22 protein-coding genes and 1 other RNA gene are annotated in these 25867 nt (G+C 55.4%); 14 read left to right on the top strand and 9 right to left on the bottom strand.

The window, feature by feature from the left end; all coding sequences use genetic code 11:
• Positions 1-9: 9 nt before the first annotated feature.
• From ACMVME_RS16300 to kbaZ, 7 genes are all read right to left on the bottom strand, one after another.
• The gene (locus tag ACMVME_RS16300) at positions 10-1158 is read right to left on the bottom strand and encodes an SIS domain-containing protein (protein ID WP_251858917.1); all 1149 of its coding nucleotides are present in this window, start codon (positions 1156-1158) and stop codon (positions 10-12) included.
• A gap of 246 nt (positions 1159-1404) precedes the next feature.
• Positions 1405-2538, bottom strand: a complete 1134-nt coding sequence (gene nagA / locus ACMVME_RS16295) for an N-acetylglucosamine-6-phosphate deacetylase (RefSeq protein ID WP_068795045.1) — start codon at positions 2536-2538, stop codon at positions 1405-1407.
• A complete protein-coding gene (agaF, locus tag ACMVME_RS16290; protein ID WP_020883557.1) occupies positions 2535-2969 on the bottom strand; it encodes a PTS galactosamine/N-acetylgalactosamine transporter subunit IIA in 435 nt (144 codons plus the stop codon). The genes nagA and agaF overlap by 4 nt, the downstream gene beginning before the upstream one ends.
• A gap of 15 nt (positions 2970-2984) precedes the next feature.
• Complete coding sequence (agaE, locus tag ACMVME_RS16285; RefSeq protein ID WP_020883558.1) at positions 2985-3863, bottom strand: PTS N-acetylgalactosamine transporter subunit IID; 879 nt, start codon at positions 3861-3863, stop codon at positions 2985-2987.
• Complete coding sequence (gene agaW, locus ACMVME_RS16280; protein ID WP_020883559.1) at positions 3853-4632, bottom strand: PTS N-acetylgalactosamine transporter subunit IIC; 780 nt, start codon at positions 4630-4632, stop codon at positions 3853-3855. The genes agaE and agaW overlap by 11 nt, the downstream gene beginning before the upstream one ends.
• Before the next feature lie 10 nt (positions 4633-4642).
• A complete protein-coding gene (gene agaV, locus ACMVME_RS16275) occupies positions 4643-5116 on the bottom strand; it encodes a PTS N-acetylgalactosamine transporter subunit IIB (RefSeq protein ID WP_014171751.1) in 474 nt (157 codons plus the stop codon).
• A 19-nt stretch (positions 5117-5135) separates the two neighbouring features.
• A complete protein-coding gene (kbaZ, locus tag ACMVME_RS16270; protein ID WP_020883560.1) occupies positions 5136-6431 on the bottom strand; it encodes a tagatose-bisphosphate aldolase subunit KbaZ in 1296 nt (431 codons plus the stop codon).
• A 251-nt stretch (positions 6432-6682) separates the two neighbouring features.
• Here kbaZ and ACMVME_RS16265 point away from each other — a divergent pair, with 251 nt between their 5' ends.
• Positions 6683-7492, top strand: coding sequence for a DeoR family transcriptional regulator (locus tag ACMVME_RS16265; protein ID WP_020883561.1), 810 nt, complete (start codon positions 6683-6685; stop codon positions 7490-7492).
• 34 nt (positions 7493-7526) lie between these two features.
• On the opposite strand, the gene garD is transcribed toward ACMVME_RS16265, so the two are convergent.
• Positions 7527-9098, bottom strand: a complete 1572-nt coding sequence (gene garD / locus ACMVME_RS16260) for a galactarate dehydratase (protein WP_014171748.1) — start codon at positions 9096-9098, stop codon at positions 7527-7529.
• A 407-nt stretch (positions 9099-9505) separates the two neighbouring features.
• Between garD and garL the strand changes: the two genes are divergently transcribed.
• The 12 genes from garL to ACMVME_RS16200 all read left to right on the top strand — a co-directional run bounded on the left by garL (position 9506) and on the right by ACMVME_RS16200 (position 24105).
• On the top strand, positions 9506-10276 hold the full coding sequence (gene garL, locus ACMVME_RS16255) for a 2-dehydro-3-deoxyglucarate aldolase (protein ID WP_040018767.1): 771 nt from the start codon (positions 9506-9508) through the stop codon (positions 10274-10276).
• 21 nt (positions 10277-10297) lie between these two features.
• Positions 10298-11188, top strand: a complete 891-nt coding sequence (gene garR / locus ACMVME_RS16250; protein WP_040018768.1) for a 2-hydroxy-3-oxopropionate reductase — start codon at positions 10298-10300, stop codon at positions 11186-11188.
• 60 nt (positions 11189-11248) lie between these two features.
• On the top strand, positions 11249-12394 hold the full coding sequence (gene garK, locus ACMVME_RS16245) for a glycerate 2-kinase (RefSeq protein ID WP_040018769.1): 1146 nt from the start codon (positions 11249-11251) through the stop codon (positions 12392-12394).
• Between the two features lie 32 nt (positions 12395-12426).
• An RNA gene (gene rnpB / locus ACMVME_RS16240) (RNase P RNA component class A) lies at positions 12427-12805 on the top strand.
• 904 nt (positions 12806-13709) lie between these two features.
• Positions 13710-14630, top strand: coding sequence for a transcriptional regulator TdcA (gene tdcA, locus ACMVME_RS16235; protein WP_014171743.1), 921 nt, complete (start codon positions 13710-13712; stop codon positions 14628-14630).
• Positions 14631-14746: 116 nt separating this feature from the next.
• Complete coding sequence (gene tdcB / locus ACMVME_RS16230) at positions 14747-15736, top strand: bifunctional threonine ammonia-lyase/L-serine ammonia-lyase TdcB (protein WP_032679736.1); 990 nt, start codon at positions 14747-14749, stop codon at positions 15734-15736.
• A gap of 10 nt (positions 15737-15746) precedes the next feature.
• Entirely contained in the window at positions 15747-17078 is a 1332-nt protein-coding gene (gene tdcC / locus ACMVME_RS16225; protein ID WP_014171741.1) for a threonine/serine transporter TdcC, read from the top strand.
• Positions 17079-17108: 30 nt separating this feature from the next.
• Positions 17109-18317, top strand: coding sequence for a propionate kinase (tdcD, locus tag ACMVME_RS16220; RefSeq protein ID WP_410388478.1), 1209 nt, complete (start codon positions 17109-17111; stop codon positions 18315-18317).
• A 15-nt stretch (positions 18318-18332) separates the two neighbouring features.
• Positions 18333-20627 (top strand): formate C-acetyltransferase, encoded by a 2295-nt coding sequence (gene pflB / locus ACMVME_RS16215; protein WP_068795044.1) that lies wholly within the window; start codon positions 18333-18335, stop codon positions 20625-20627.
• A 151-nt stretch (positions 20628-20778) separates the two neighbouring features.
• Complete coding sequence (locus tag ACMVME_RS16210) at positions 20779-21189, top strand: Spy/CpxP family protein refolding chaperone (protein ID WP_414743458.1); 411 nt, start codon at positions 20779-20781, stop codon at positions 21187-21189.
• A 262-nt stretch (positions 21190-21451) separates the two neighbouring features.
• A complete protein-coding gene (locus tag ACMVME_RS16205; protein WP_068795043.1) occupies positions 21452-22783 on the top strand; it encodes an amino acid permease in 1332 nt (443 codons plus the stop codon).
• Positions 22784-22803: 20 nt separating this feature from the next.
• Positions 22804-24105 (top strand): serine dehydratase subunit alpha family protein, encoded by a 1302-nt coding sequence (locus ACMVME_RS16200; RefSeq protein ID WP_020883571.1) that lies wholly within the window; start codon positions 22804-22806, stop codon positions 24103-24105.
• A 42-nt stretch (positions 24106-24147) separates the two neighbouring features.
• Here ACMVME_RS16200 and ACMVME_RS16195 read toward each other — a convergent pair whose 3' ends face one another.
• Positions 24148-24849: a pirin family protein gene (locus tag ACMVME_RS16195; protein ID WP_014171735.1), complete on the bottom strand. Its 702-nt coding sequence runs from the start codon at positions 24847-24849 to the stop codon at positions 24148-24150.
• Between the two features lie 103 nt (positions 24850-24952).
• Between ACMVME_RS16195 and ACMVME_RS16190 the strand changes: the two genes are divergently transcribed.
• Positions 24953-25855 (top strand): LysR family transcriptional regulator, encoded by a 903-nt coding sequence (locus ACMVME_RS16190; RefSeq protein ID WP_014171734.1) that lies wholly within the window; start codon positions 24953-24955, stop codon positions 25853-25855.
• Positions 25856-25867 lie beyond the last annotated feature (12 nt).

The following is a 25867-nucleotide window of genomic DNA, read 5'->3' as shown; positions in this document are numbered from 1 at the left end:
CGGATCCTCTTAAGCCTGCCACGGATGAATAACGACGCCCTGCACGACACGGTTAACCGTGCCGCTGGCGGACGGTGTATCCGGGGTATTGCCCACACGAAGTGACTGGGACAGGGCAAAGACCTGGGCGTACATCAGGAAGCAGAAGGCCTGCTCCATATCGATAAACGTGCGGGCAGGGGGCAGCAGGATATGCGGGCCAGCCTCAACGACCGGATCGGTTTCGGCGGCAATGGCCACCACGCGCATGGCCTGACGATCGCGGCGCAGCTCAGCAAGCAGATCCAGATCGTACTGCCGCGTATAGGGGTGGCTGGAGACAAACACCACCACCAGTGTTTCGCGATCCACCAGCGATTTAGGGCCATGACGGAAACCGGTTGGGGAATCGTAGAACGCCGCCAGCTTGCCTGCCGTCAGCTCCAGCACCTTCAGCGCCGATTCACGAGCGGCCCCCTGCAGCCCCCCGCTTCCCAGATAGACGATCCTTTTCCACGGATCGTTGCCAAAGACGCTCTGGCTGAAATCGCCCAGTGACGTGAGGATCGTCTGGCAGCGATCGGCCACATCGCGGAAGGTGTGGCTGTTGATCGTTTCCGGGGCGAAGACTGCCAGGCAGCTTGCCATCATGGTGGTAATGCTGCTGGTCATCGCGAACCCGCGATCGTGTGTTTCGGCAGGCATCAGCAGCGCATATGCGTTATCGCTGTTTACCGCGGTCTGATAAAGGCTTCCCGCCTCATTACAGGTGATCGACAGGTGGTAGCACTCCGGCACACACTGGTTTGCCAGTTCAACGGCGGCTACGCTTTCCGGACTATTGCCGGAACGGGCAAACGACACCAGCAGCAGCGGGTGTGCGGCGCTCAGGTAGTCCATCGGATTCGTGACCAGATCGGTCGTCGGTACGGCGGTAATGTTTTTCCCGGTGTGGCTGGCGAGCCAGGGCGCAATGATGTCGCCGATAAAGGCCGAGGTGCCTGCCCCCGTCAACACGATCCGTAGCTCGTGCTTGCGCAGCAGCGGCGCCAGGAAGTTATCGATCGACGCGCGCAGGTTATCGATATTGTTGAGTGAGCGGATCCAGCTGGCAGGTTGCTGGCGGATCTCTTCTTCGGTCCATGTGCCGGTGGTGGCGGTAGTGTTGGTTTCTGACATAACTCAGTCCTTAGTCGTGTGAATTCCACATCAGACGCTGGCAAACGTGTCGCTATCTTTCGTTTCGTTTCACTTGTTCACTTAAGCAGTTAAATAAAATCTATAGAAAAGAAATCGAAAGTTCAATGAAAGAAAAGAAATAAAACGAAAAGTGTGATCGGCAAAGAAAAGGCAATGATTAAGGAAAGGAAAAGAAAGACCTTGCGATCGCTTGCCGCAAGGCCCAATAACGAGATAATGAAAGGTCTAAAGGGGGAGAGCCAAACCCTGGATCCAGATCTGCTGAAGGTGGAAACCTTCATCCAGCGCAATCATATTGGCACGCTTGCCCGGTTTTAATGAACCGAGCTGGTGATCAATACCCAGCAAGCGGGCAGGGTGCAGCGAGGCCATATGGATCGCATCCGCTGGCGTTATTCCCGTTTGCGCCACCATATTGCGCACGGCGGCATCGAGAGACAGCGTACTGCCTGCAAGCCCACCGGAAGCGGTGCGTACCACCCCACCGTGCATGTTGACCTCGTCGCCACATAGCCTGTAACGTCCGTCGGGCATCCCTGCGGCCTGCATGGCATCGGTAATCAGAACGATTCGCTCTTTGGCACAGCAGGTGCACAGCCGCAAAGCACCCGGGTGAACGTGATGCCCGTCGGCAATCAGTTCCAGCCATGCCCGCGTGTCCGTCAAGCCTGCACCGACCATACCGGGTTCACGATGATGGAGCCCGGTCATGCCGTTATAACAGTGCACCAGCCCATCAGCGCCCGCCTCGAAAGCGGCAAGCGTTTGATCGTACGTCGCGGCGCTGTGGCCCAGCATGACCCGTATCCCACGCTGCTTAAGGTGGCGAATGGCCTGCAACGCACCGGGTTTCTCAGGTGCCAGAGCGACAACCCTGAGGGTGTGTTGCGATACTTCAATCAGCGAGTCCAGTTCGCTGACATCCAGCTCACGAAACAGCGCCGGCGGATGTGCCCCTTTGTTCTGTGGCGTAAAGTAGGGACCTTCAAGATAACTGCCCAGTATCTGCGCGCCAGGCCCCCCGGACATGCAGCGCCGGGCGATGCGTGCGAGCGCCCGGTGGACAGTCTCCAGCGGTGCGGTGACGGTCGTCGGTAAAAAAGCCCCTGTGCCTTCACGCGCTTTATGCATCGCCAGCGTGTCCAGCACCTCTGGGGCATCATCCATCACGTCCACACCCGCGCCACCGTGAACGTGGGTATCGATATACGCCGGGCAAAGCTGGTCGGCATCCCGGGCATGCACGCCAGCTGGGATCGGCTCGATGGCGGTGATAATTCCGCTCTCCATGCGTAGCTGGTGATCCTCCAGCCAGCCCTGCTCGGTCAGCAGACGACGCGCGCGCAGCACCTGACTCATATCCCTTCCTCAGCGGGGGCTTCCTCACGACAGCGCCCCAGCTCATCCACCAGGCTGGTCAGGCCGCGATGCCCGCATTCCAGGGCCTGCAGACGAAAGGCTTCGCTGCTTAACCCGTCGCGCTCCAGTACCATCTCAAGTAACAGCTGCAGGTTTGTACCGGTAATCACTTCGCTGCCGGGTCTTTTCATGGCGAGCGTTGATGCCACCCGAAACGGCGTCCCCCCGAGCAGATCGGTGAGAAACACAATATCGTGCTGCCCGTCCAGTTCACTGACTGCCTGTTCAAGCTGCGCGGTCAGCCGCGCGGTGGTGGAGCTTTCAGGAAAATCGATGGCGATAAACTGCGGCTGCTCGCCGAGGATTTGCTTCATCGCCTGTTCAAGCCCGCTGGCAAACCCGCCGTGACCCGTCAAAATAATGCCTAACATTGCGACCTCTTTGCTTTACAGGAAGTGACAGAACTTACCGACAACCCCCAGCACCACGGTGATACCGATCAGGCGCAGTGGGGTCCAGCCGCGACGAACCAGCCAGAACATGGTCAGGGTATAGACCAGCGGCAGGAAAGCGGGCATCAGTTTGTCGATAACGTCGGCTTGCAGCTTGACCACCGCATCCCCGGCCTTGATTTCAAGCGTGGTGTTGAGACGTACGTAGGTTGCCACCAGCGCGCCAATGACCGTCATCCCCACGATGGAGGCCGCGTGGCCGACCTTTTTGGTATTGGCTTTAATCAGCGGGATGGCAGCCACACCCATCCGGTAGGCGTAATGTGCCAGGCCAAAACGCAGGCCAAGATGCACTACGTTAAACAGCACAATAAAGACCACCGCACCCAGTATGGAGCCTTGCAGGGCAAGGCTTGCGCCGATCCCGCCGCAAATTGGCAATAGCGTAAGCCAGAACATGGCATCGCCAATGCCGCCAAGCGGTGCCCCCACGGCGATCTTGGTGCTCTGGATACTGTTGACATCCTGCTTGGAGCGCTCCATCGCCAGGATGATGCCAATGACAAATGTCACCAGAAATGGATGCGTATTGAAGAAGCCCATATGGCCTTTCATGGCGCGGGCCAGATCCCGCTTGTTGGTATGGATCTTTTTCAGCGCGGGCAGCAGGCCATACAGCCAGCCGGAAGCCTGCATACGTTCATAGTTAAACGAGGCCTGCAGCAGCATCGAACGCCAGGCGACACGGTTAATATCCTTTTTCGTCAGCTCGGCACCAATATGTTGATCTTCATAGACGTTTTCATTCACGCCCGTGAGCAGCGTCTCTTCGTGTTCAGAAACGCCAGGCAGCGTAGTTTGATTAGATGCCATCTTCGAATTCCTCTTTCTGGGCTGCAGGTGTCGCCGGTTCAGGCGATTTACGCATCAGGTCAATCAGCGCCATTGCCAGCGCGGCCGCGGCAATCGCCAGCACCGGCAGTTTCAACCAGGCTGCGGCAACAAAGCCGATGATAAAGTAAGGGATATAGACGTTTTTCATCATGATTTTCAGCAATACGGCGAAGCCAATTGCGGGCATGATGCCGCCGGCGACGCCGAGGCCGTCAATCAGACGTTCCGGCAGCACATCAATGGCGGTTTTCGCGTGTTCAGCGCCAAAGTAGATCGGCAGGAAGGCACACAGAAAATAGAAGATACCGAGCGCCAGCAGTGCCAGATAGTTGACCCTTTCGATGCCGTTCGTGTCCGCATTGGCTGCCATGCGGTCACAGCGGGACATCACCCCGGACATGACGGAGAACAGGAAAGTGATCCCCATCTGTACCGCAACCGCAAACGGGACTGCGACCCCAACGGCGACATCCGGCTTCACACCGGTGCTGATCGCGAAAGTAGTGCCGACAATCGTGCCAATAATGACGTTTGGCGGTTGCGCGCCGGCCAGCGGAGCCAGCCCCATCCAGACCAGCTCCAGCGTACCGCCAGTTAAAATACCGGTGTGCAGATCGCCCAGAATGAGGCCAACCAGCGGGCCGAGCACCACCGGGCGGTGCATGTGTGTTAACCCGTTAAACATATCCAGGCCCGCGATAAAGGCGAGAATGCCCAGCGCGAATGCCTGCAAGAGACTAATTTCCATTGTGAATCCCTCAGAGCAGTTTAAAGAGATCCAAAGCAGTCTCAGTCGGAACACCCTGAACGAAGCATTCCACTCCGGCGGCTTTCAGGCCGTTAAATGCGGCGATATCGTTCGCATCGACAGAGACCGTTTTGGCAATTTGTTTTTTGCCACTGGCGTAATGCAGGTTTCCTACGTTGATACGGGTGATGGGCACGCCGCCTTCGACCAGCGTCAGAAAATCCGCGGGTGATTTGCAGACCAGCAGAATTTTCTGGCGCTCGGCAGCGCGATGAATGTTGTCGATCACTTTTTGCAGCGACCAGAAACGCACGGCGATCCCTTCTGCGAGCACCATCTCCATCAGATTTTGTTGAACCGGATCCTCAGCGACTTCATCATTAGCGACCAGCACCAGGTTGGCCCCCGCAAACCCAACCCATTGCACACCTACCTGACCGTGGATCAGGCGTTCATCGATGCGGCATAAAACAATGTTTGGCATAGCGCTTTCCTCTTTTTAATTATGCGTTTTGAGTCGTTACGCCTTCGCAGGCGGCATGGTACTGCTGGAGTATGTCCTGAATGTGGTCGAGGATGAGGTCCCGTGGTGTCGACTTGAGAGCACCCTCGCGAACTTTGCTGTACTGCAACGGCAGGTACTGGCTGATCAGCGGCAGCGGGATCGGTTCGTCTGCCAGGTTGCGTACCAGTCGCGCAAAGGCTTCGTCAATCTGGCTGTCCGGCCAGTAATAGCGCACCCGATCGGAGTAGCTATACCCGCGTGCCAGGCGTCGCGCATTGCCATCACCGTGATAATGGCTTTGCCAGTATTCGGGGCGATCGAGCATCACGTTTTCCAGGACATGACGCAGGCCCGAACAGGCTTTTGCAGGCAGCAACTCTTCTTCAATGGCGGCCAGCGAGAACAACGCTTCACGCAGGGCAAAGGTCAGTGCCGGGCCAACTTTGAGGATGGCGAAGTGATCTTTCACCAGCTGGCGCAGCGCCTGCGGTGTCTGGTAGTCGGTAGAGTGCGCTTCAAATATCAGCGTGTCGTAAGCTTCAACCATATGGCTCAGGGCGACGGCGTTTTGCGGTTGATAGTCACACACGTGTGCGTGGTCAAACTCAACGCCAGGCTGAACCACCAGGCCAATAATGCGTGGCCAGATGTCGCTTAACCCTTCTTTCTCGAACGCGTGGCGGTGAGCTTCAAGGGTGGCACGCGCGGCTTCAGGGGTCGTGACGGCAAGCTCGGTGAGCGTTTCATGCGCGCCGCCCGGAACCGGCACTTCCGTACCGATGACATAGACCAGGTCAGCGACATCAGCGTGCGCCAGGCTGGTTTTCTCCGCAATTTTCGCCAGGCGCGCCGCGCGCTCGGCAACGATGGCGTCGGTTAACGGTACTGGATCGTCTTCGCAGGACATGCTGCAGTCGAGGTGGATCTTTTTAAACCCGGCGGCGACATAGCTTCTGATCAGATCTTCGGCATTCGCCATCGCCTGCCGGGCAGGCAGGTTTTGCCAGCGGTTTGGCCCTAAATGATCGCCGCCGAGGATCAGTTGCGATGTCGGGAAACCAAGGGATTCCGCGAGCTTACAGACGAACCCGTGAAAATCGGCGGGCGTCATACCGGTGTAACCGCCAAATTGATCCACCTGATTAGAGGTGGCTTCAATCAGCAGCGGCGTGTGATGCAGTTGGGCGTAACGAATTGCGGCTTCAAGTACCAGTGGATGTGCGGAACAAACGGCATAAATCCCGTTCGCATTCCCCCGTTTATGTTGTTCCACCATTTCTGTCAGATGTTTCACTTTCCTCTCCATTTCGGATGGTGATGGTTTTCATCTTTCGTTTTGTTTCATTTAATCCTGCATCATGGTGGTATAAAAATAAAACGAAAGATAATAGTTTTCCGATCTGTTTCACAAAAGAAACATAATGAAAGGTTTCAGCGACGAGAGAGTGCGCTGACTGGAAGCAGGCAGGGCTTGCATTCCCATAAAAGAAAGGCGTTAATAGACAAAACGAAATGAAACGAAAGACCATTTATTAAGGAGCTCGCATGAGCAGCACCGATTCATCCGCGGAGAAGCGCGTCACCGGCACCAGTGAAAGGCGAGAGCAGATCATTCAGCGGTTGCGGGCACAGGGAAGCGTGCAGGTTAACGATCTTTCTCATTTATATGGCGTTTCCACGGTGACGATCCGTAACGACCTGGCGTTTCTTGAGAAGCAGGGCATTGCCGTTCGTGCTTATGGCGGAGCGCTGATTTGTGAAGGCAATGCGCCTGGCACTGAACCCTCCGTGGAGGACAAAAGTTCGCTCAATACTGCAGTTAAGCGCAGTATCGCGCAGGCGGCCGCCGCGCTGGTGAAGCCGGGTCATCGCATCATTCTGGATTCCGGGACCACGACGTTTGAAATCGCCCGTATGCTGCGTCAGCACACGGATGTGATTGCCATGACCAACGGAATGAACGTGGCGAATGCATTACTGGAAGCGGAAGGGGTGGAGCTGCTGATGACCGGTGGGCACTTGCGCCGCCAGTCGCAATCCTTTTACGGCGATCAGGCTGAGCAGTCCTTACAGAATTACCACTTTGATCTGCTTTTTCTGGGGGTCGACGCCATCGACCTCGATCGCGGCGTCAGTACCCACAATGAAGATGAAGCCCGACTGAACCGACGGATGTGCGAGGTGGCAGAACGTATTATCGTGGTCACTGACTCCAGCAAATTTAACCGTTCGAGCCTGCATAAAATCATCGATACCCAGAGAATCGATATGATTATCGTCGATGAAGGGATTCCGCCTGAGAGCCTGGAAGGGTTGCGTAAGAGTGGGATAGATGTGGTGTTGGTGAAGGGATAAGTTGCCCCCTCTCTTCGGGAGAGGGGGAAAACGGTCACGTCACCGGTGCCGGGTTAAACACCGCCAGCTGGTTATGTAATCCCCATTGATCGGAGAACGTCTTCTTACGGCCGCTTGCCACGTCCAGAATGAAGTGGAACAGCTTCCAGCCGACATCCTCGATACTCTCTTCGCCAGTGGCAATGGTGCCCGCGTTGATGTCCATTAGGTCATACCAGCGGTTTGCCAGCTCGGTACGGGTGGCCATTTTAATCACCGGTACCGCCATCAGCCCGTACGGCGTGCCGCGCCCGGTGGTAAAGACCTGTACCGTAATGCCGGACGCCACCTGCTGTGTGCCACAGACGAAGTCGCTGGCAGGGGTCGCGGCGTAAATCAGGCCGCGTCTGGTGGGGCGCTGGCCCGGGGAGAGCACTTCAACTATGGCGCTCTGGCCGGATTTGGCAATCGAGCCGAGGGCTTTTTCCACCACGTTCGCCAGACCGCCTTTTTTATTGCCCGGAGAGGGGTTGGCGCTGCGATCGGTTTGTCCCATGTCGAGATAGTTATCGTACCAGGCCATCTCCTCAAGCAGGCGTTTGCCCACCTCTTCATTGATGGCGCGTGGGGTGAGCAGATGGATGGCATCACGCACTTCGGTCACTTCGGAGAACATCACCGTGGCGCCACAACGGACAAACAGATCCGAGGCATAGCCCACCGCCGGGTTCGCCGTGACGCCTGAAAACGCATCGCTGCCGCCGCACTGAGTGCCTATCACCAGCTCTGACGCCGGGCAGGTCTCGCGCTGGCGCTGGTTCAGTTTTTCCAGATGGCGCTCCGCCACCTGAAGGATATCGTCAACCATTGAACGGAATCCGACGTGATGCGCATCCTGTAAACGAACAATGCTGGCCTCGTCGACCGGAATGGCATTCACATCTTCGGTGCCCTGCAGCAGACGCTCTGGCTGCAGCTTTTCGCAACCGAGACCAATGACCATCACTTCACCACCGAAATTCGGGTTCAGGGCGATGTTATGGATGGTACGAATCGGTACCACGGCCGCCGGAGCATTGATGGCCACGCCGCAGCCGTACAGATGGTTCAGACCTACCACGCCGTCGACATTCGGGTATTTCGGCAGCAGGTCGCGCTCAATGATTTTCACCACGTAATCCACCACGCCTGCCACACAGTGCACGCTGGTGGTGATACCGAGTAGATTCTTGGTGCCTACGCTGCCGTCCGCATTCCTGTACCCTTCGAATGTGTACCCTTCCAGTGGGGGCAGTGGCTCAGGAACCCGGGTGGCCAGGGGGAGCGTGTTCAGCGGCGGCGCTTCGGGTAGCTCAACCAGCGACTCCTCAATCCAGCTCCCCTGAGGAATAGCGCGAACCGCATACCCGATAACTTCGCCATACCGCACGATTTCACCGTGGGCCGGGATATCCACCAGAGCGACTTTATGCCCCTGCGGAATATGTTCAGTCAGCTCCAGCCCATCCGGGAAACGAGTGCCCGCTTTTAGACCGTTGTCGTTAACAATTATCGCCACATTATCCGTGTCGTGAACTTTGATATAGAACGCCGTCGGCGACGCTTGTCGAATTTCAATGTCGGCCATTGTTCAATATTCTCCAGCAAAATGTCTGATAGTAAATGCAGCCAGGGGATTTTTATTTTCTTATCGCAGAAATAAAGACGCGGCTTGAGTCAATAAAGAATGTCAGGAGACGAGATATCAAAATGTGATCCCGATCGCTCCTTAAACCCGGCGAAGATGCCACCCGGCCAGCAATGCCTGATTCTGTGCATCAGCGCCCATCGCGTTGTGCATATGCTCAAAATATTATCAAAATACGTCGCAATGCTTGAGCATTAAAACAATGTGCTGCCGTGACGTGAAGATTATACTGAATGACGATTTTATAACGCCTAAATTATGTCAGGAAATAAATATAACGCTGACGCTGCGTCTGAAAATATAAATATGAACCTGAATAAGACTGCGGAATTAAAAAGGTAAACGCGATGAATAATGATATCTTCCCGAATAAGTTTAAAGCGGCCCTCGCGGCGCACCAGATCCAGATTGGTTGCTGGTCCGCGCTGGCAAGCCCCATCAGCACCGAAGTACTGGGCCTGGCCGGTTTCGACTGGCTGGTGCTGGACGGCGAACATGCGCCGAACGATATCAGCACCTTTATTCCGCAGTTAATGGCGCTCAAAGGGAGCCATAGCGCGCCGGTGGTTCGCGTCCCGACCAACGAGCCGGTAATCATCAAACGTCTGCTGGATATTGGGTTCTACAACTTCCTGATCCCGTTTGTGGAAACGGAAGAGCAGGCGGTGCAGGCCGTGGCGTCAACACGTTATCCGCCGGAAGGGATCCGCGGGGTCTCCGTTTCCCATCGTGCCAACATGTTTGGCACCGTCCCGGACTACTTCACACAGTCCAACAGCAACATCACCATCCTGGTACAGATTGAGAGCCAGCAGGGGGTCGATAACGTCGACGCTATCGCTGCCACCGACGGTGTGGATGGCATCTTCGTTGGCCCAAGCGATCTTGCTGCGGCATTCGGCCATCTGGGCAATGCGGGTCATCCGGAGGTGCAGCGCGCTATTCAGCACATCTTTGCCCGTGCCAACGCGCACGGCAAACCGTGCGGCATTCTGGCGCCGGTTGAGGCTGATGCCCGCCGCTATCTGGAGTGGGGCGCGACCTTCGTTGCCGTCGGTAGCGACCTTGGCGTATTCCGCTCGGCCACGCAGAAGTTAGCGGACGCCTTTAAAAAATAACCATCATTGAGGAAACGAATTATGACGCTGAAAGTGGGTTTTATTGGCCTTGGGATCATGGGTAAACCCATGAGTAAAAACCTCATCAAAGCAGGTTACTCCCTGGTGGTTGCAGACCATAATCCGCAAGCCGTGGCCGAGGTGATTGCCGCAGGCGCAGAAACCGCAGCACACGCCAAAGCGATTGCTGAGCAGTGTGATGTCATTATCACCATGCTGCCAAACTCCCCGCATGTGAAAGAGGTGGCCCTGGGGGAGAACGGCATCATTGACGGTGCCAAACCCGGCCTGGTGGTGATTGACATGAGTTCTATCGCGCCGCTGGCAAGCCGTGAAATCAGTGAGGCGCTAAACGCGAAGGGCGTCGATATGCTGGATGCCCCGGTCAGCGGCGGAGAGCCCAAAGCCATCGACGGCACCCTGTCGGTGATGGTTGGCGGCGACAAAGCTGTTTTCGATAAATACTACGACCTGATGAAAGCCATGGCGGGATCCGTGGTGCATACCGGCGATATCGGGGCGGGTAACGTCACCAAGCTGGCAAACCAGGTGATTGTGGCGCTGAACATTGCCGCAATGTCGGAAGCGCTGACGCTGGCCACCAAAGCGGGCGTTAACCCAGATCTGGTGTATCAGGCAATCCGTGGCGGCCTGGCGGGCAGCACCGTGCTGGATGCTAAAGCGCCCATGGTGATGGATCGTAACTTCAAGCCTGGTTTTAGAATCGACCTGCACATTAAAGATCTGGCGAATGCCCTGGATACCTCCCACGGCGTGGGCGCGCAGCTGCCGCTGACCGCCGCCGTCATGGAGATGATGCAGGCCCTGCGCGCGGATGGTCTGGGCACTGCCGACCACAGCGCGATTGCGTGCTACTACGAAAAACTGGCGAAGGTGGAAGTCTCTCGCTAATAAAAACGGACGCGGGAACGCGTCCGCTATTTTTGCCGAGTGCGGTAACAGGCGACAACTATGAAAATCGTAATCGCGCCAGATTCCTGGAAAGAAAGCCTTTCTGCCTCCGGGGTTGCTCAGGCGATTGAAAAAGGATTTCGGGAAATTTTCCCCGATGCACTTTATGTTTCGGTGCCGGTTGCTGACGGCGGGGAAGGTACGGTTGACGCGATGATCGCCGCCACCCAGGGCACAGAACAGTATGCTAGGGTCACGGGCCCGTTGGGTGAACAGGTAAACGCCCGCTGGGGCATGTCCGGCGATGGCAGCACGGCATTTATTGAGATGGCCGCCGCCAGCGGTCTGGCACTGGTCCCGGCCACCCAACGTAACCCGCTCGTCACCACGTCCCGGGGTACCGGGGAGCTTATTCTCAGCGCGCTGGATAAAGGTGCCCGACATATCATTATCGGCATTGGCGGCAGTGCCACCAACGACGGCGGCGCCGGAATGATGCAGGCGCTGGGGGCCACGCTCCGCGATGCCAACGGTACTGAAATGGGTTATGGCGGCGGCAGCCTGATGGCGCTCAACAGCGTCGATCTCTCCGGCCTCGACGCCAGGCTAAAAGATTGCACAATCCACGTCGCATGCGACGTCACGAATCCGCTGGTTGGCGAGAGAGGCGCTTCCCGTATCTTTGGCCCGCAAAAAGGGGCGACAGAGGAGATGATCCTCACTCTCGACGCTAACCTCAGCCACTATGCCGATGTGATAAAAAAATCTCTGCGAATTGACGTGAAGCAGGTTCCCGGTGCGGGTGCCGCGGGAGGCATGGGGGCGGCCCTGATGGCCTTCCTCGGCGCGGAACTGAAGAGCGGTATTGAGATTGTCACCCAGGCACTTAACCTCGAAGAACATATTCACGACTGCACGCTGGTACTGACGGGCGAAGGGCGCATTGACAGCCAGAGCATTCAGGGCAAAGTGCCCGTCGGTATCGCCCGTATCGCCAAAAAATACCATAAGCCGGTGATCGGCATTGCCGGCAGTCTGTCCCGGGATGTGGGGGTCGTGCATCAGTATGGCATCGACGCGGTATTCAGCGTGCTGAGCTGCGTCGAGTCGCTGGAAGAGGCTTACCGTGGGGCGTTTGACAATATTTACCGCGCCTCGCGCAATATCGCCGCCACTTTGCAGATAGGGATGCACACCCAAGGGTGACAGCAGGGCACAAACCCTCTATACTGCGCGCCGAAGCTGACCAGACAGTCGCCGCTTCGTCGTCGTCCCCTTTCGGGGGGAGACGGGCGGAGGGGAGGAAAGTCCGGGCTCCATAGGGCAGGGTGCCAGGTAACGCCTGGGGGGGAAACCCACGACCAGTGCAACAGAGAGCAAACCGCCGATGGCCCGCGCAAGCGGGATCAGGTAAGGGTGAAAGGGTGCGGTAAGAGCGCACCGCGCGGCTGGCAACAGTCCGTGGCACGGTAAACTCCACCCGGAGCAAGGCCAAATAGGGGTTCACATGGTACGGCCCGTACTGAACCCGGGTAGGCTGCTTGAGCCAGTGAGCGATTGCTGGCCTAGATGAATGACTGTCCACGACAGAACCCGGCTTATCGGTCAGCTTCAACTTCTTACAAAACCCCGCTACGGCGGGGTTTTTGCTATCTGCACTAAATGAGATGAATGACTGTCCACTCCGCTTTCTATGAAAGAACGCGGCTTATCGGTCAGCTTCAACTTCTTACAAAACCCCGCTTCGGCGGGGTTTTTGCTATCTGCGCTAAACGAGATGAATGACTGTCCACTCCGCTTTCTATGAAAGAACGCGGCTTATCGGCCAGCTTCAACTTCTTACAAAACCCCGCTTCGGCGGGCTTTTTTTTATCGGCCTTAGAAATTGCAAGCAAGTGCCACCCGATGCATCGCTCAAACGACATCAATTATCATATTTGCGACATTAAGCACATTTCACTGCTTTCACCCCTTCAGCCTCTTTTTCACATCTGCTGGCGATCGTAATCACAAAATTTCGCGCTAAATAATCCTGATTCTGCAGTATTGTTAATTTGTTATGAATGTTGCTTTTATGATCGTGAATGTTTTCTTATTTGATATATGTATATTGAATTCAAAAACATTTAGCTCATGAATGTGTGATGCATTCCACTGTTTCCCGAAAGTCAGCAAAATCACCCCAGACAAATTTGATAAATTGAAAGAATGTTTTAAACGAATTACGGTTATTTATTAATCTTTAATTGCCTGAAAGATAGTCTTTATCGATTTTTTTAACGCCGAAAAATTTACCTGTGTTATCGCCATAAAATAAATTTATTACTGCTCTTTTTGTTGATCAATATCAGCGTTATGGCGTATTTATTTTAATGTAACTTATTGATAGTAAGGTGTTTTAAAGGGTTGTCGTTATGCTGATTAAGGGTGTGAAAAAGCAAATTGTGAGTAACAGCACATACCCCCGTCAGCCATATTGAGTAGAATCCACCCCGTCATAGGGAAATAAGCGCAGAATATTATGAACACTATTATTCTACCGAAAACACAGCACCTCGTGGTATTTCAGGAAGTCATTAAAAGTGGCTCCATTGGTTCTGCTGCAAGACAACTGGGCCTGACGCAACCTGCCGTCAGCAAAATTATCAGCGATATCGAATCTTACTTCGGCGTTGAAGTCATGGTGCGCAAAAACACCGGCGTTAAACTAACTGCGGCAGGCCAGGTATTACTCTCGTACTCTGAGTCGATCACCCGTGAGATGAAAAACATGGTGAGCGAGATTAACAGCCTCAGTTTCAGTACCGTCATGGATGTCTCATTTGGTTACCCGTCGCTCATTGGCTTCACCTTCCTGTCCGAAATGATCAAAAAATTCAAGGAAGTGTTCCCGAAAGCGCGTGTCTCGATGTACGAAGCTCAGCTGTCCTCTTTCCTGCCGGCCATTCGCGACGGTCGGCTGGATTTTGCCATCGGCACCTTAAGTGATGAAATGCTGCTGCAGGATCTTCATGTCGAGCCGCTGTTTGAGTCTGAGTTTGTCCTGGTGGCCAACAAATCACGAACGTGCACCGGCTCGACTACACTGGCATCACTCACGGATGAACAGTGGGTGATGCCGCAAACCGATATGGGCTACTACAAAGAACTTCTGACCACCCTGCAAGACAATCACATCAGCATTGAAAACATCGTCCAGACCGATTCCGTCGTGACCATTTATAACCTTGTCCTGAATGCCGATTACCTGACGGTTATTCCCCGCGACATGATTGCGCCATTCGGTTCCGACCAGTTTATTGTACTGCCGGTGGAAGATGAATTACCCATAGCGCGTTATGCCGCGGTGTGGTCAAAAAATTACAGAATTAAGAAATCGGCGTCAGTATTAGTCGAACTGGCAAAACAATACGCGTCACTGACCAGTGAAAGACGACGATGATTAAATAACCCTCTGATAACGCGTTAACCTTTTTAAAAACACCCAGAGCTTATTTTATCCGTGCTCTGATACCCTGACTTTGCCTGAAGAAAATGAATTATTATAACGAGGATATTATGCATATTACCTACGATCTCCCGGTGACCATTGAAGATATTCAGGACGCCAGAAAACGACTGGCAGGCAAAATATATAAAACCGGCATGCCGCGCTCAAATTATCTCAGCGAACGCTGTAAAGGTGAGATATTCCTGAAGTTTGAAAATATGCAGCGTACTGGCTCCTTCAAGATCCGCGGTGCGTTTAATAAATTAAGTTCGCTGACCGAAGCTGAAAAACGTAAAGGTGTCGTTGCCTGTTCTGCAGGCAACCACGCGCAGGGCGTGTCGCTCTCCTGTGCAATGCTCGGTATCGACGGCAAAGTGGTCATGCCGATGGGCGCGCCGAAATCTAAAGTCGCCGCCACCCGTGACTACTCGGCTGAAGTGGTGCTGCACGGCGAAAACTTCAACGACACCATCGCCAAAGTCAGCGAAATCGTGGAGTTGGAAGGGCGCATTTTTATCCCGCCGTATGACGATCCGAAAGTGATTGCCGGCCAGGGCACCATTGGCCTGGAAATTCTCGAAGATTTGTATGATGTGGATAACGTGATTGTACCCATCGGCGGTGGCGGTTTAATTGCCGGGATTGCAACGGCCATTAAATCCATTAACCCGACCATTAATATTATCGGCGTGCAGTCTGAAAACGTACATGGAATGGCCGCATCGTATCAGGCAGGAGAAATCATTAACCACCGCGTTACCGGTACATTAGCCGACGGATGTGATGTGTCTCGCCCGGGTAAATTAACCTTCGAGATTGTTCGTGAATTAGTCGATGACATTGTGCTGGTCAGCGAAGACGATATTCGTAACAGCATGATTGCCCTCATTCAGCGAAATAAAGTGGTTACAGAAGGTGCTGGCGCACTGGCCTGTGCGGCGTTATTAAGCGGCAAGCTTGATCACTATATTCAGGGTCGTAAAACCGTCTGCATTATTTCCGGCGGCAATATCGATCTCTCCCGCGTATCCCAAATTACCGGCTTCGTTGACGCATAAAGGATGACCTATGAGCAACACAGAAAGCATTATCGTTGGCCAGACAAAAACGTCCTCCTGGCGTAAGTCTGATACCACCTGGACGCTTGGCCTGTTTGGAACCGCCATTGGCGCAGGTGTGCTGTTCTTCCCGATTCGCGCAGGCTTCGGCGGCTTGATTCCTATCCTGCTGATGCTGGTTCTCGCTTTCCCGATTGCGTTTTATTGCCACCGGGCGCTGGCGCGCCTGTGTCTGTCCGGCAGTAACGTATCTGGCAACATCACCGAAACGGTGGAAGAGCATTTTGGTAAGACCGGTGGGGTGGTGATCACGTTCCTCTACTTCTTCGCCATTTGCCCGCTGCTGTGGATTTACGGCGTCACCATTACGAACACCTTTATGACCTTCTGGGAAAACCAGCTCCAGCTGCCCGCGCTTAACCGCGGCGTGGTGGCGCTGTTCCTGCTGCTGCTGATGGCCTTTGTTATCTGGTTTGGTAAAGACCTGATGGTGAAGGTGATGAGCTTCCTGGTGTTCCCGTTTATCGCCAGCCTGGTGCTGATTTCCCTGTCGTTGATCCCTTACTGGAACTCGTCGGTGATTGACCAGGTCAATCTGAGCGATATCGCGTTTACCGGGCATGACGGCATTCTGGTGACGGTCTGGCTGGGGATCTCCATCATGGTCTTCTCCTTCAACTTCTCGCCCATCGTCTCCTCGTTTGTGGTCTCGAAACGTGAAGAGTACGAACCCGAGTTCGGTAAAGCGTTTACCGAGCAGAAATGTTCCAAAATCATCGGTCGCGCCAGCTTGCTGATGGTCGCGGTGGTGATGTTCTTCGCCTTTAGCTGCCTGTTCACGCTCTCGCCGCAGAACATGGCCGATGCCAAAGCGCAGAATATTCCCGTGCTCTCTTACCTGGCGAACCACTTTGCGACCATGTCAGGCACTAAATCAACGTTTGCCACGGTGCTGGAATACGGTGCCTCCATCATTGCGCTGGTCGCTATCTTCAAATCTTTCTTCGGCCACTATCTGGGCACGCTGGAAGGGCTGAACGGCCTGATCCTGAAGTTCGGTTATAAGGGCGATAAGAAGAAAGTCTCCGTAGGCAAACTGAACACCATCAGCATGGTATTCATCATGGGGTCGACCTGGGTCGTTGCCTATGCTAACCCGAACATTCTCGACCTTATCGAAGCCATGGGGGCGCCAATCATCGCCTCTCTGCTGTGCCTGTTGCCGATGTATGCCATTCGTAAAGCGCCGGCAATGGCGAAATATAAGGGCAGACCCGAGAACATCTTCGTCACGGTTGTGGGCCTGCTGACCATCCTGAACATCGTCTACAAACTGTTCTAAACCCTGGCTCAGGAAGAGCGGAGTAACACCATGATTGAGTTTCCGGTTGTATTGGTTATTAACTGCGGATCGTCCTCTGTTAAGTTTTCAGTACTCGATGCCAGTAGCTGTGATGCCCTGATGACGGGCATTGCAGACGGGATTAACACTGAAAAAGCCTTTATTTCCGTGAACGGGGGTGAGCCAGCCAGACTGGCTCACCATGACTACGAAGGGGCGCTGGCAGCCATCGCCCTGGAGCTGGAGAAGCGTGACCTGATGAGCAGCGTGGCCCTGATTGGCCATCGTATTGCGCACGGCGGCGACCTCTTCAGCGAGTCGACCCTTATCACGGAACAGGTTATTGAGCAGATCCGCCAGGTTTCCTCGCTGGCGCCGCTGCATAACTACGCCAACTTAAGCGGCGTCGAGGCAGCCGAACGCCTGTTTCCGGGCATACAGCAGGTGGCGGTGTTTGACACCAGCTTCCACCAGACGCTGGCCCCGCAGGCCTATCTGTACGGGCTGCCGTATCGCTATTTTGAAGAGCTTGGCGTGCGGCGCTATGGCTTCCACGGGACGTCCCACCGCTACGTTGCCGGGCAGGCGCATGCCTTGCTCGGGATTTCGCCTGAGGACAGCGGGCTGGTGATTGCCCATCTCGGCAACGGGGCATCCATCTGCGCGGTACGCAATGGTGAGAGCGTGGATACCTCCATGGGCATGACGCCGCTGGAAGGGCTGATCATGGGGACCCGCTGTGGCGACGTTGATTTCGGCGCGATGGCCTGGATAGCCCAACAGACCGGACAGTCATTTGAGGATCTGGAACGCGTCGTCAATAAAGAGTCCGGCCTGCTGGGGATCTCGGGAATATCCTCCGATCTGCGAGCCCTCGAAAAGGCCTGGCATGAGGGACATCAGCGGGCACAGCTGGCGATCCAGACCTTTGTTCACCGTATCGCACGGCATATTGCCGGGCACGCGGCATCGTTACACCGCCTGGACGGTGTGGTGTTCACCGGCGGGATTGGTGAGAACTCCAGACTGATCCGCACGCTGGTGGCGGAACACCTGGCCGTCTTTGGCATCACCCTCGATGAAGCCAAAAATGCCCTGCCGTGCAGCGCAGGTGAGCGTGTGATCACTACCGATTCGTCCCGCGTGGCCTGCGCGGTGATCCCAACCAACGAAGAAAAAATGATCGCGCTGGATGCCCTCCGTCTTGGGAAGGTCACTCCGGCTGCGGCTTATGCCTGACAGAGCGAGAAATTCATGAAAGTAGCAATCGATACGCGCGTTGCCCCTTACAGCGACGCATGGGCCGGGTTTCGCGGTGAAGAATGGAAAGACACCGTCAACGTGCGCGATTTTATTCAGCATAACTATACCCCTTATGAAGGCGACGAAACTTTCCTCGCGCAGGCGACGCCAGCAACGACGGCGCTCTGGGAGAAGGTAATGGTGGGTATTCGTCAGGAAAATGCCACCCATGCGCCGGTGGATTTTGACACCAACATTGCCACCACCATCACGGCCCACGGACCGGGCTATATTGACCAGCAGCTGGAGACGATCGTCGGCCTGCAAACCGATAAGCCGCTCAAACGTGCGCTGCATCCGTACGGCGGGATCAATATGATCCGCAGTTCATTCGAAGCCTATGGCCGTGAGATGGATCCGCAGTTCGAATATCTCTTTACCGAACTGCGCAAAACCCATAATCAGGGGGTCTTTGACGTTTACTCCCCCGAGATGATGCGCTGTCGTAAATCAGGCGTGCTGACCGGGCTACCGGACGGCTACGGACGCGGGCGCATCATCGGCGATTACCGTCGCGTGGCGCTGTACGGCATCCGCTATCTGGTGCACGAGCGTGAGCGCCAGTTCTCGGATCTGCAGGGCAAACTCGAACGGGGTGAAGATCTGGAGGCGACGATCCGCCTGCGTGAAGAGCTGGCGGAACACAAACGCGCACTGCTGCAGATCCAGCAGATGGCAGCGAACTATGGCTTCGATATTTCTCGCCCGGCGATGAATGCGCAGGAAGCGGTACAGTGGGTTTACTTTGCCTATCTGGCCGCAGTGAAATCCCAGAACGGCGGGGCGATGTCGCTGGGACGCACGGCCTCGTTCCTGGATATTTATATCGAACGCGATATCGAGGCGGGTCGCCTGAGTGAGATCCAGGCGCAGGAACTGGTCGATCATTTCATCATGAAGATCCGCATGGTGCGCTTCCTGCGTACTCCGGAGTTCGATACGCTCTTCTCCGGCGATCCTGTCTGGGCCACCGAAGTGATTGGCGGAATGGGGCTGGATGGTCGCACGCTGGTCACCAAAAACAGCTTCCGTTACCTGCATACCCTGCACACGATGGGACCTGCACCGGAGCCAAACCTGACGATCCTGTGGTCCGAACAACTGCCCGTCGCATTCAAGAAGTACGCTGCACAGATGTCGATCGACACCTCGTCGCTGCAGTATGAGAACGACGACCTGATGCGCGTGGATTTCAACAGCGACGACTACGCCATTGCCTGCTGCGTCAGCCCGATGGTGATCGGCAAGCAAATGCAGTTCTTTGGCGCCCGCGCTAACCTGGCGAAAACGCTGCTGTATGCGATCAACGGCGGGGTGGATGAGAAGCTGAAGATCCAGGTCGGGCCGAAAACCGCGCCGCTGCTGGATGAGGTGCTGGATTACGACACCGTGATGGCGAGCCTGGAGCACTTTATGGACTGGCTGGCGGTGCAGTACATTAGCGCGCTGAATCTCATTCATTACATGCACGATAAGTACAGCTACGAAGCCTCGCTGATGGCGCTGCACGACCGGGACGTTTACCGCACCATGGCCTGCGGTATCGCCGGGTTGTCGGTGGCGGCGGACTCGCTGTCCGCCATCAAATATGCCACGGTAAAACCCGTACGCGACCATACCGGCCTGGCGGTCGATTTTGTGATTGAAGGGGACTACCCGCAGTACGGTAACAATGATGACCGCGTGGACAGCATTGCCTGTGACCTGGTGGAACGCTTTATGAAGAAAATTCAGGCGCTGCCGACCTACCGCAACGCGGTGCCGACCCAGTCGATCCTGACCATTACGTCGAATGTGGTCTACGGCCAGAAAACCGGCAATACGCCGGACGGACGCCGCGGCGGTACGCCATTCGCACCGGGCGCGAACCCGATGCACGGACGAGACAGGAAAGGGGCGGTGGCCTCGTTAACCTCCGTCGCTAAGCTGCCGTTCACCTATGCGAAAGACGGGATCTCTTACACCTTCTCCATCGTGCCTCAGGCGCTGGGCAAGGATGAGAGGGTGCGCAAAACCAACCTTGTCGGGCTGCTGGACGGGTATTTCCACCACGAAGCGGCCATTGAGGGGGGACAGCACCTCAACGTTAACGTCATGAACCGGGAGATGCTGATGGAGGCGATTGAGCACCCGGAGAACTATCCCAACCTGACCATTCGTGTCTCAGGGTATGCGGTGCGCTTTAATGCGCTGACGCGCGAGCAGCAGCAGGACGTGATCTCAAGGACGTTTACCCAGGCACTGTGATCGTCGTCTGAAACAGGCCCCCTTTGGTTAAGGGGGCTTTTTTGTCCGCGGAACATACAAAAATGTTTATATAATTACTCACACATCTTCATCCGCTTCTGAAAAACAATGCGCCTGCTTTTCCCCTGAAACAGTATGTAAGGACAGTAAGATGATGAAAATGACCCGTATCACCCTGGTTGCTGCCTCGCTGGTGGCGTGCAGTTTTGCCGCACAGGCCGCTGACGTTGAAGCTGCCCCCTCTCCGGCGCAGGATCCGCTGGTGCAACACCTCAAGCTGAGCAACGATCAGATTAAGAAGGTCGACGCGCTGCATCAGACGCTGGAACAAAATGTCAGCAAGATCCCGATGACCGGCGTGAAAGACGGTGCGCTGATCGAGATGTTCCAGACCGGGAAATGGGATGAAAGCACGGTGAAAAACCAGCTTGCCGCGTTCAGTAAAATTGAAGAGCAGACCCGCTATTACCGCGTCAAATACTACTTTGATGTCAGCCAGGTTCTGACAGCGGAGCAGCGTAAACAGGTGAAAACCGATATGGCGAACGCGCTGGCTAACTGATGACACACCCGCGCATGTCGCGGGTTTTTTATTTCTTGATCGGCGTCACTTTTAGAAAATTACCTCCATTATTCCTCATCTAAGAGTATTTCTTTCTCTCGCTTGCGAAAAGCCTTATAAATATTGTGACTTTTTTCTCCCGCTCTCCACGTATGATTTGTCCATTCCAATAACACACACCTGCAGCAGTCTGGCTCATTATCGCTGGTGGTCAGAATCCCATAAAAACAACTGGTTACCCTACAAAATAAGCGAGTGCCTTATGGATACGGCAACAAACAGCAGTGTGATTGTGAACGATTCACCCGCGGCAAAGCGGGCAGGGATGAGTGAAAGCGAGTGGCAGGAGGCCATTAAATTCGACAGCACCGATACGGGTTGGGTCATCATGAGTATCGGAATGGCCATCGGCGCGGGGATTGTTTTTCTCCCGGTACAGGTGGGGCTGATGGGACTGTGGGTGTTTCTGCTTTCGTCAGTGATTGGCTATCCGGCCATGTACCTGTTTCAGCGGCTGTTTATTAACACGCTGGCAGAATCGCCGGAGTGCAAAGATTATCCAAGCGTCATCAGCGGCTACCTCGGTAAGAACTGGGGCATTTTATTAGGTGCGCTCTATTTCGTGATGCTGGTTATCTGGATGTTCGTCTACTCCACCGCCATCACCAACGACAGTGCTTCCTATTTACACACCTTCGGCGTGACGGAGGGGCTGCTCTCTGAAAATCCGTTCTACGGTCTGTTCCTGATCTGCATCCTGGTGGCGATCTCCTCCCGTGGCGAGAAACTGCTGTTTAAAGTCTCTAGCCTGATGGTGCTGACCAAGTTATTTGTGGTGGCGGCGCTCGGGTTGTCGATGATTGGCCTCTGGCATTTAGCCAACGTGGGCATGCTGCCACCCGTGGGGCTACTCATTAAAAACGCGATTATCACGTTGCCGTTTACCTTAACGTCGATTCTGTTTATTCAGACATTAAGCCCGATGGTGATCTCCTATCGTTCACGCGAAAAATCGGTTGAAGTGGCGCGCCATAAAGCGCTGCGGGCGATGAACATCGCCTTCGCGATCCTCTTCGTGACGGTCTTTTTCTACGCGGTCTCGTTCACCCTGGCAATGGGGCATGATGAGGCGGTCAAAGCCTACGAACAGAATATTTCCGCACTGGCAATTGCCGCGCAGTTTATCAGTGGCGACGGTGCCGGCTGGGTCAAAATTGTCAGCGTTATCCTGAATATTTTTGCCGTCATGACCGCGTTCTTCGGCGTGTACCTGGGCTTTCGTGAAGCGACGCAGGGCATTGTGATGAACATTCTGCGCCGCAAAATGCTGGCAGAGAAAATCAACGAAAACACCGTACAGCGCGGCATCATGCTGTTTGCCATTCTGCTGGCATGGAGCGCGATTGTGTTAAACGCGCCGGTACTGAGCTTCACCTCTATTTGCAGCCCAATCTTCGGCATGGTGGGGTGTTTGATTCCGGCGTGGCTGGTCTACAAAGTGCCGGCGCTGCACAAATATAAAGGCGTGTCGCTAGTGATCATTATCATCACCGGTCTGCTGCTGTGTGTTTCTCCTTTCCTCGCGTTTTCTTAAGGGCAAACAAGGTCGTAACGATGTCAGAGCAAACTCAATCTTTATGGAATCAATTTATTCGGGCGGTGCAGGAGGAAGTTAAACCTGCACTGGGGTGTACCGAGCCGATCTCTCTGGCGCTGGCTTGTGCGATGGCCGCGGAGCTTCTGCCGGGTGACGTCACACAGATTGAGGCGTGGGTTTCACCGAATCTGATGAAAAATGGCCTTGGCGTGACGGTACCTGGCACCGGGATGGTCGGGTTGCCGATTGCGGCGGCACTGGGGGCCATTGGCGGCAACGCGCACGCCGGGCTGGAGGTACTGAAAGATGCCACTGCCGATGCGCTGGTGCGTGCCAAAGCGCTGCTGGACGCTGGCCAGGTGCAGGTCAAGCTGCAGGAGCCGTGCGATGACATCCTCTACTCCCGCGCCTGCGTTCACGCCGGACAGGCCTCGGCGATGGTGACCATCGCCGGTGGGCATACGCGGGTGGTGGAGATTGTCTGTCAGGGCGAAACCCGCTTTACGCTTGATTCTCAACCCGACGAGAGGAATGACGACCCGCTGGCGGTACTTTCAAACGCCACGCTATCGCAGATCCTTGAGTTTGTGGAGCAGGTGCCGTTTGACGCGATCCGCTTTATCCTGGCTGCCGGACAATTAAATGATGCGCTCTCCCGTGAAGGTTTAAGCGGAAAATGGGGGCTGCACATTGGCGCGACGCTCAATAAGCAGCGCGCTCGCGGATGGATAGCGCAGGATCTGGGCTCGGATATTGTCATTCGCACCAGCGCGGCCTCGGACGCCCGAATGGGCGGGGCGACGCTGCCGGCAATGAGCAATTCCGGATCGGGCAACCAGGGGATCACGGCCACCATGCCGGTTGTGGTGGTGGCGGAACATGTCCAGGCGGATGATGAACGTCTTGCCCGGGCGCTGATGCTTTCACACCTTTCGGCTATTTATATCCACGCCCAGCTTCCGCGCCTGTCGGCGCTGTGTGCGGCTACCACGGCGGCGATGGGGGCGGCGGCAGGCATGGCCTGGCTGATGGGCGGAAGCTATCAGACGCTCTCAATGGCAATCAGCAGCATGATTGGCGATGTCAGCGGGATGATCTGCGATGGCGCGTCCAACAGTTGTGCCATGAAGGTCTCAACCAGCGTCGGCAGTGCCTGGAAAGCGGTGATGATGGCGCTGGATGATTCGGCTGTAACGGGCAATGAAGGGATTGTGGCGCACGATGTGGAGCAGTCGATCGCGAACCTGTGTTCGCTGGCGTGCCGCGCCATGCAGGCGACGGACCGGCAGATTATTGAGATTATGGCACGTAAAGTGTAACGGTTTCCTCTCTCCCCGCCGGGGAGAGAGGATTATCGGGTGTTAAACCGGTAAATCAATTAACAGCGCGCGCAGCGGCGAATCAGCAACCAGCGTGATATTCGCTTCGTCGCGAATAAACGCCCCGTCACCGCAGGTGAGCGCTTCTTTCTCTTCCGTATGCGTCACCGCATGCACCGTACCGTGAATCGATTGCAGATAGGCGCGCGGACCATGAAGCTGGAAGCTCGCCTGTTCCCCTTTCTTCAGTTCGATATGGTGCAGCCACACCTGCTGGCGCAACTGCAGGCTGCCTTGACTGCCGTCCGGGGAGGCTATCAGCTGCTGCCTGTCGCCCGTCAAATCTAACTTCTGTACCAGCGGGTTTTCCCGCTCAGGGCAGGCATCCAGCCACAGCTGCATACGGGTCAGCGTTTTATCTTTGCTGAGGTTATGCTCGCTGTAACTGATGCCCGGCTGCGTTGAGATTAATAATGCTTCGCCGGCCTTCGCCTGGACATGATTGCCCTCGCTGTCGCGGTATTCTGCTTCGCCTTCCAGGATCAGGTTCAGGATATCGACTTTCGGGTACGTACGCGGCTGGAAGGACGCGCCTGGGGCGAGCACTTCCTGATTCAATACGCGCAATGAAGCGTAACCGAGCAGTTTAGGGTCAAAGTAGTGTCCAAAGGAAAAGGTGTAGCGGGCCTGCAGCCAACCGAAATCGGCTTGTCCGCACTGTTTAGCTGTTCTTGTCGTAATCATAAACTTGACCTCTCTTTACACTAAACAATGGTAAAGGTATGGACGCTTCATTGTTAGCCAGATATTCTGCCCGGTATGTTCAAATTTCCTGAATGAGAACGAGATGGCTAAAGAGAGAGCATTGACGCTTGAGGCGCTTCGCGTCATGGACGCAATTGATCGGCGTGGCAGTTTTGCCGCGGCGGCAGATGAACTGGGGCGCGTTCCGTCTGCGCTCAGCTATACCATGCAGAAGCTGGAGGAAGAGCTGGACGTGGTGCTCTTTGACCGCTCCGGTCATCGAACAAAATTCACTAACGTCGGACGGATGCTGCTGGAGCGTGGTCGCGTCCTGCTGGAAGCGGCGGACAAGCTGACGACGGACGCCGAAGCGCTGGCGCGCGGCTGGGAAACTCATCTGACGCTGGTGACGGAAGCGCTGGTGCCCACCGAGGCGCTGTTCCCGCTGGTGAACCGGCTGGCCGACAAAGCAAACACCCAGTTATCGATCATCACCGAGGTGCTGGCCGGGGCCTGGGAGCGACTGGAGACGGGCAGGGCGGATATCGTCATTGCCCCGGATATGCACTTCCGTTCCTCATCTGAAATCAACTCCCGCAAGCTCTACAGCGTGATGAACGTCTATGTCGCCGCACCGGATCACCCGATTCACCAGGAGCCGGAGCCGCTCTCGGAAGTGACGCGGGTGAAATACCGCGGGGTTGCGGTCGCAGATACCGCGCGCGAGCGTCCGGTGTTAACGGTGCAGTTGCTGGATAAACAACCGCGTCTGACCGTCACGTCGCTTGAAGACAAACGCCAGGCATTGCTGGCAGGCCTGGGCGTGGCAACGATGCCGTATCCGTTTGTCGAAAAAGATATTGCAGAAGGGCGGCTACGCGTGGTCAGCCCGGAGTACACCAGCGAAGTGGACATCATTATGGCGTGGCGGCGCGACAGCATGGGTGAGGCCAAATCGTGGTGCCTGCGCGAAATACCCAAGCTCTTTGCCCATCACAACAAATAAAAAATCGAGCCC

The organism is Enterobacter cloacae complex sp. 2024EL-00711 (assembly GCF_047529885.1).
Classification (GTDB): Bacteria; Pseudomonadota; Gammaproteobacteria; order Enterobacterales; family Enterobacteriaceae; genus Enterobacter; species Enterobacter ludwigii.
The sequence above is the reverse complement of the archived record's forward strand: the minus strand, read 5'-3'. Positions and strand labels throughout refer to the sequence as shown.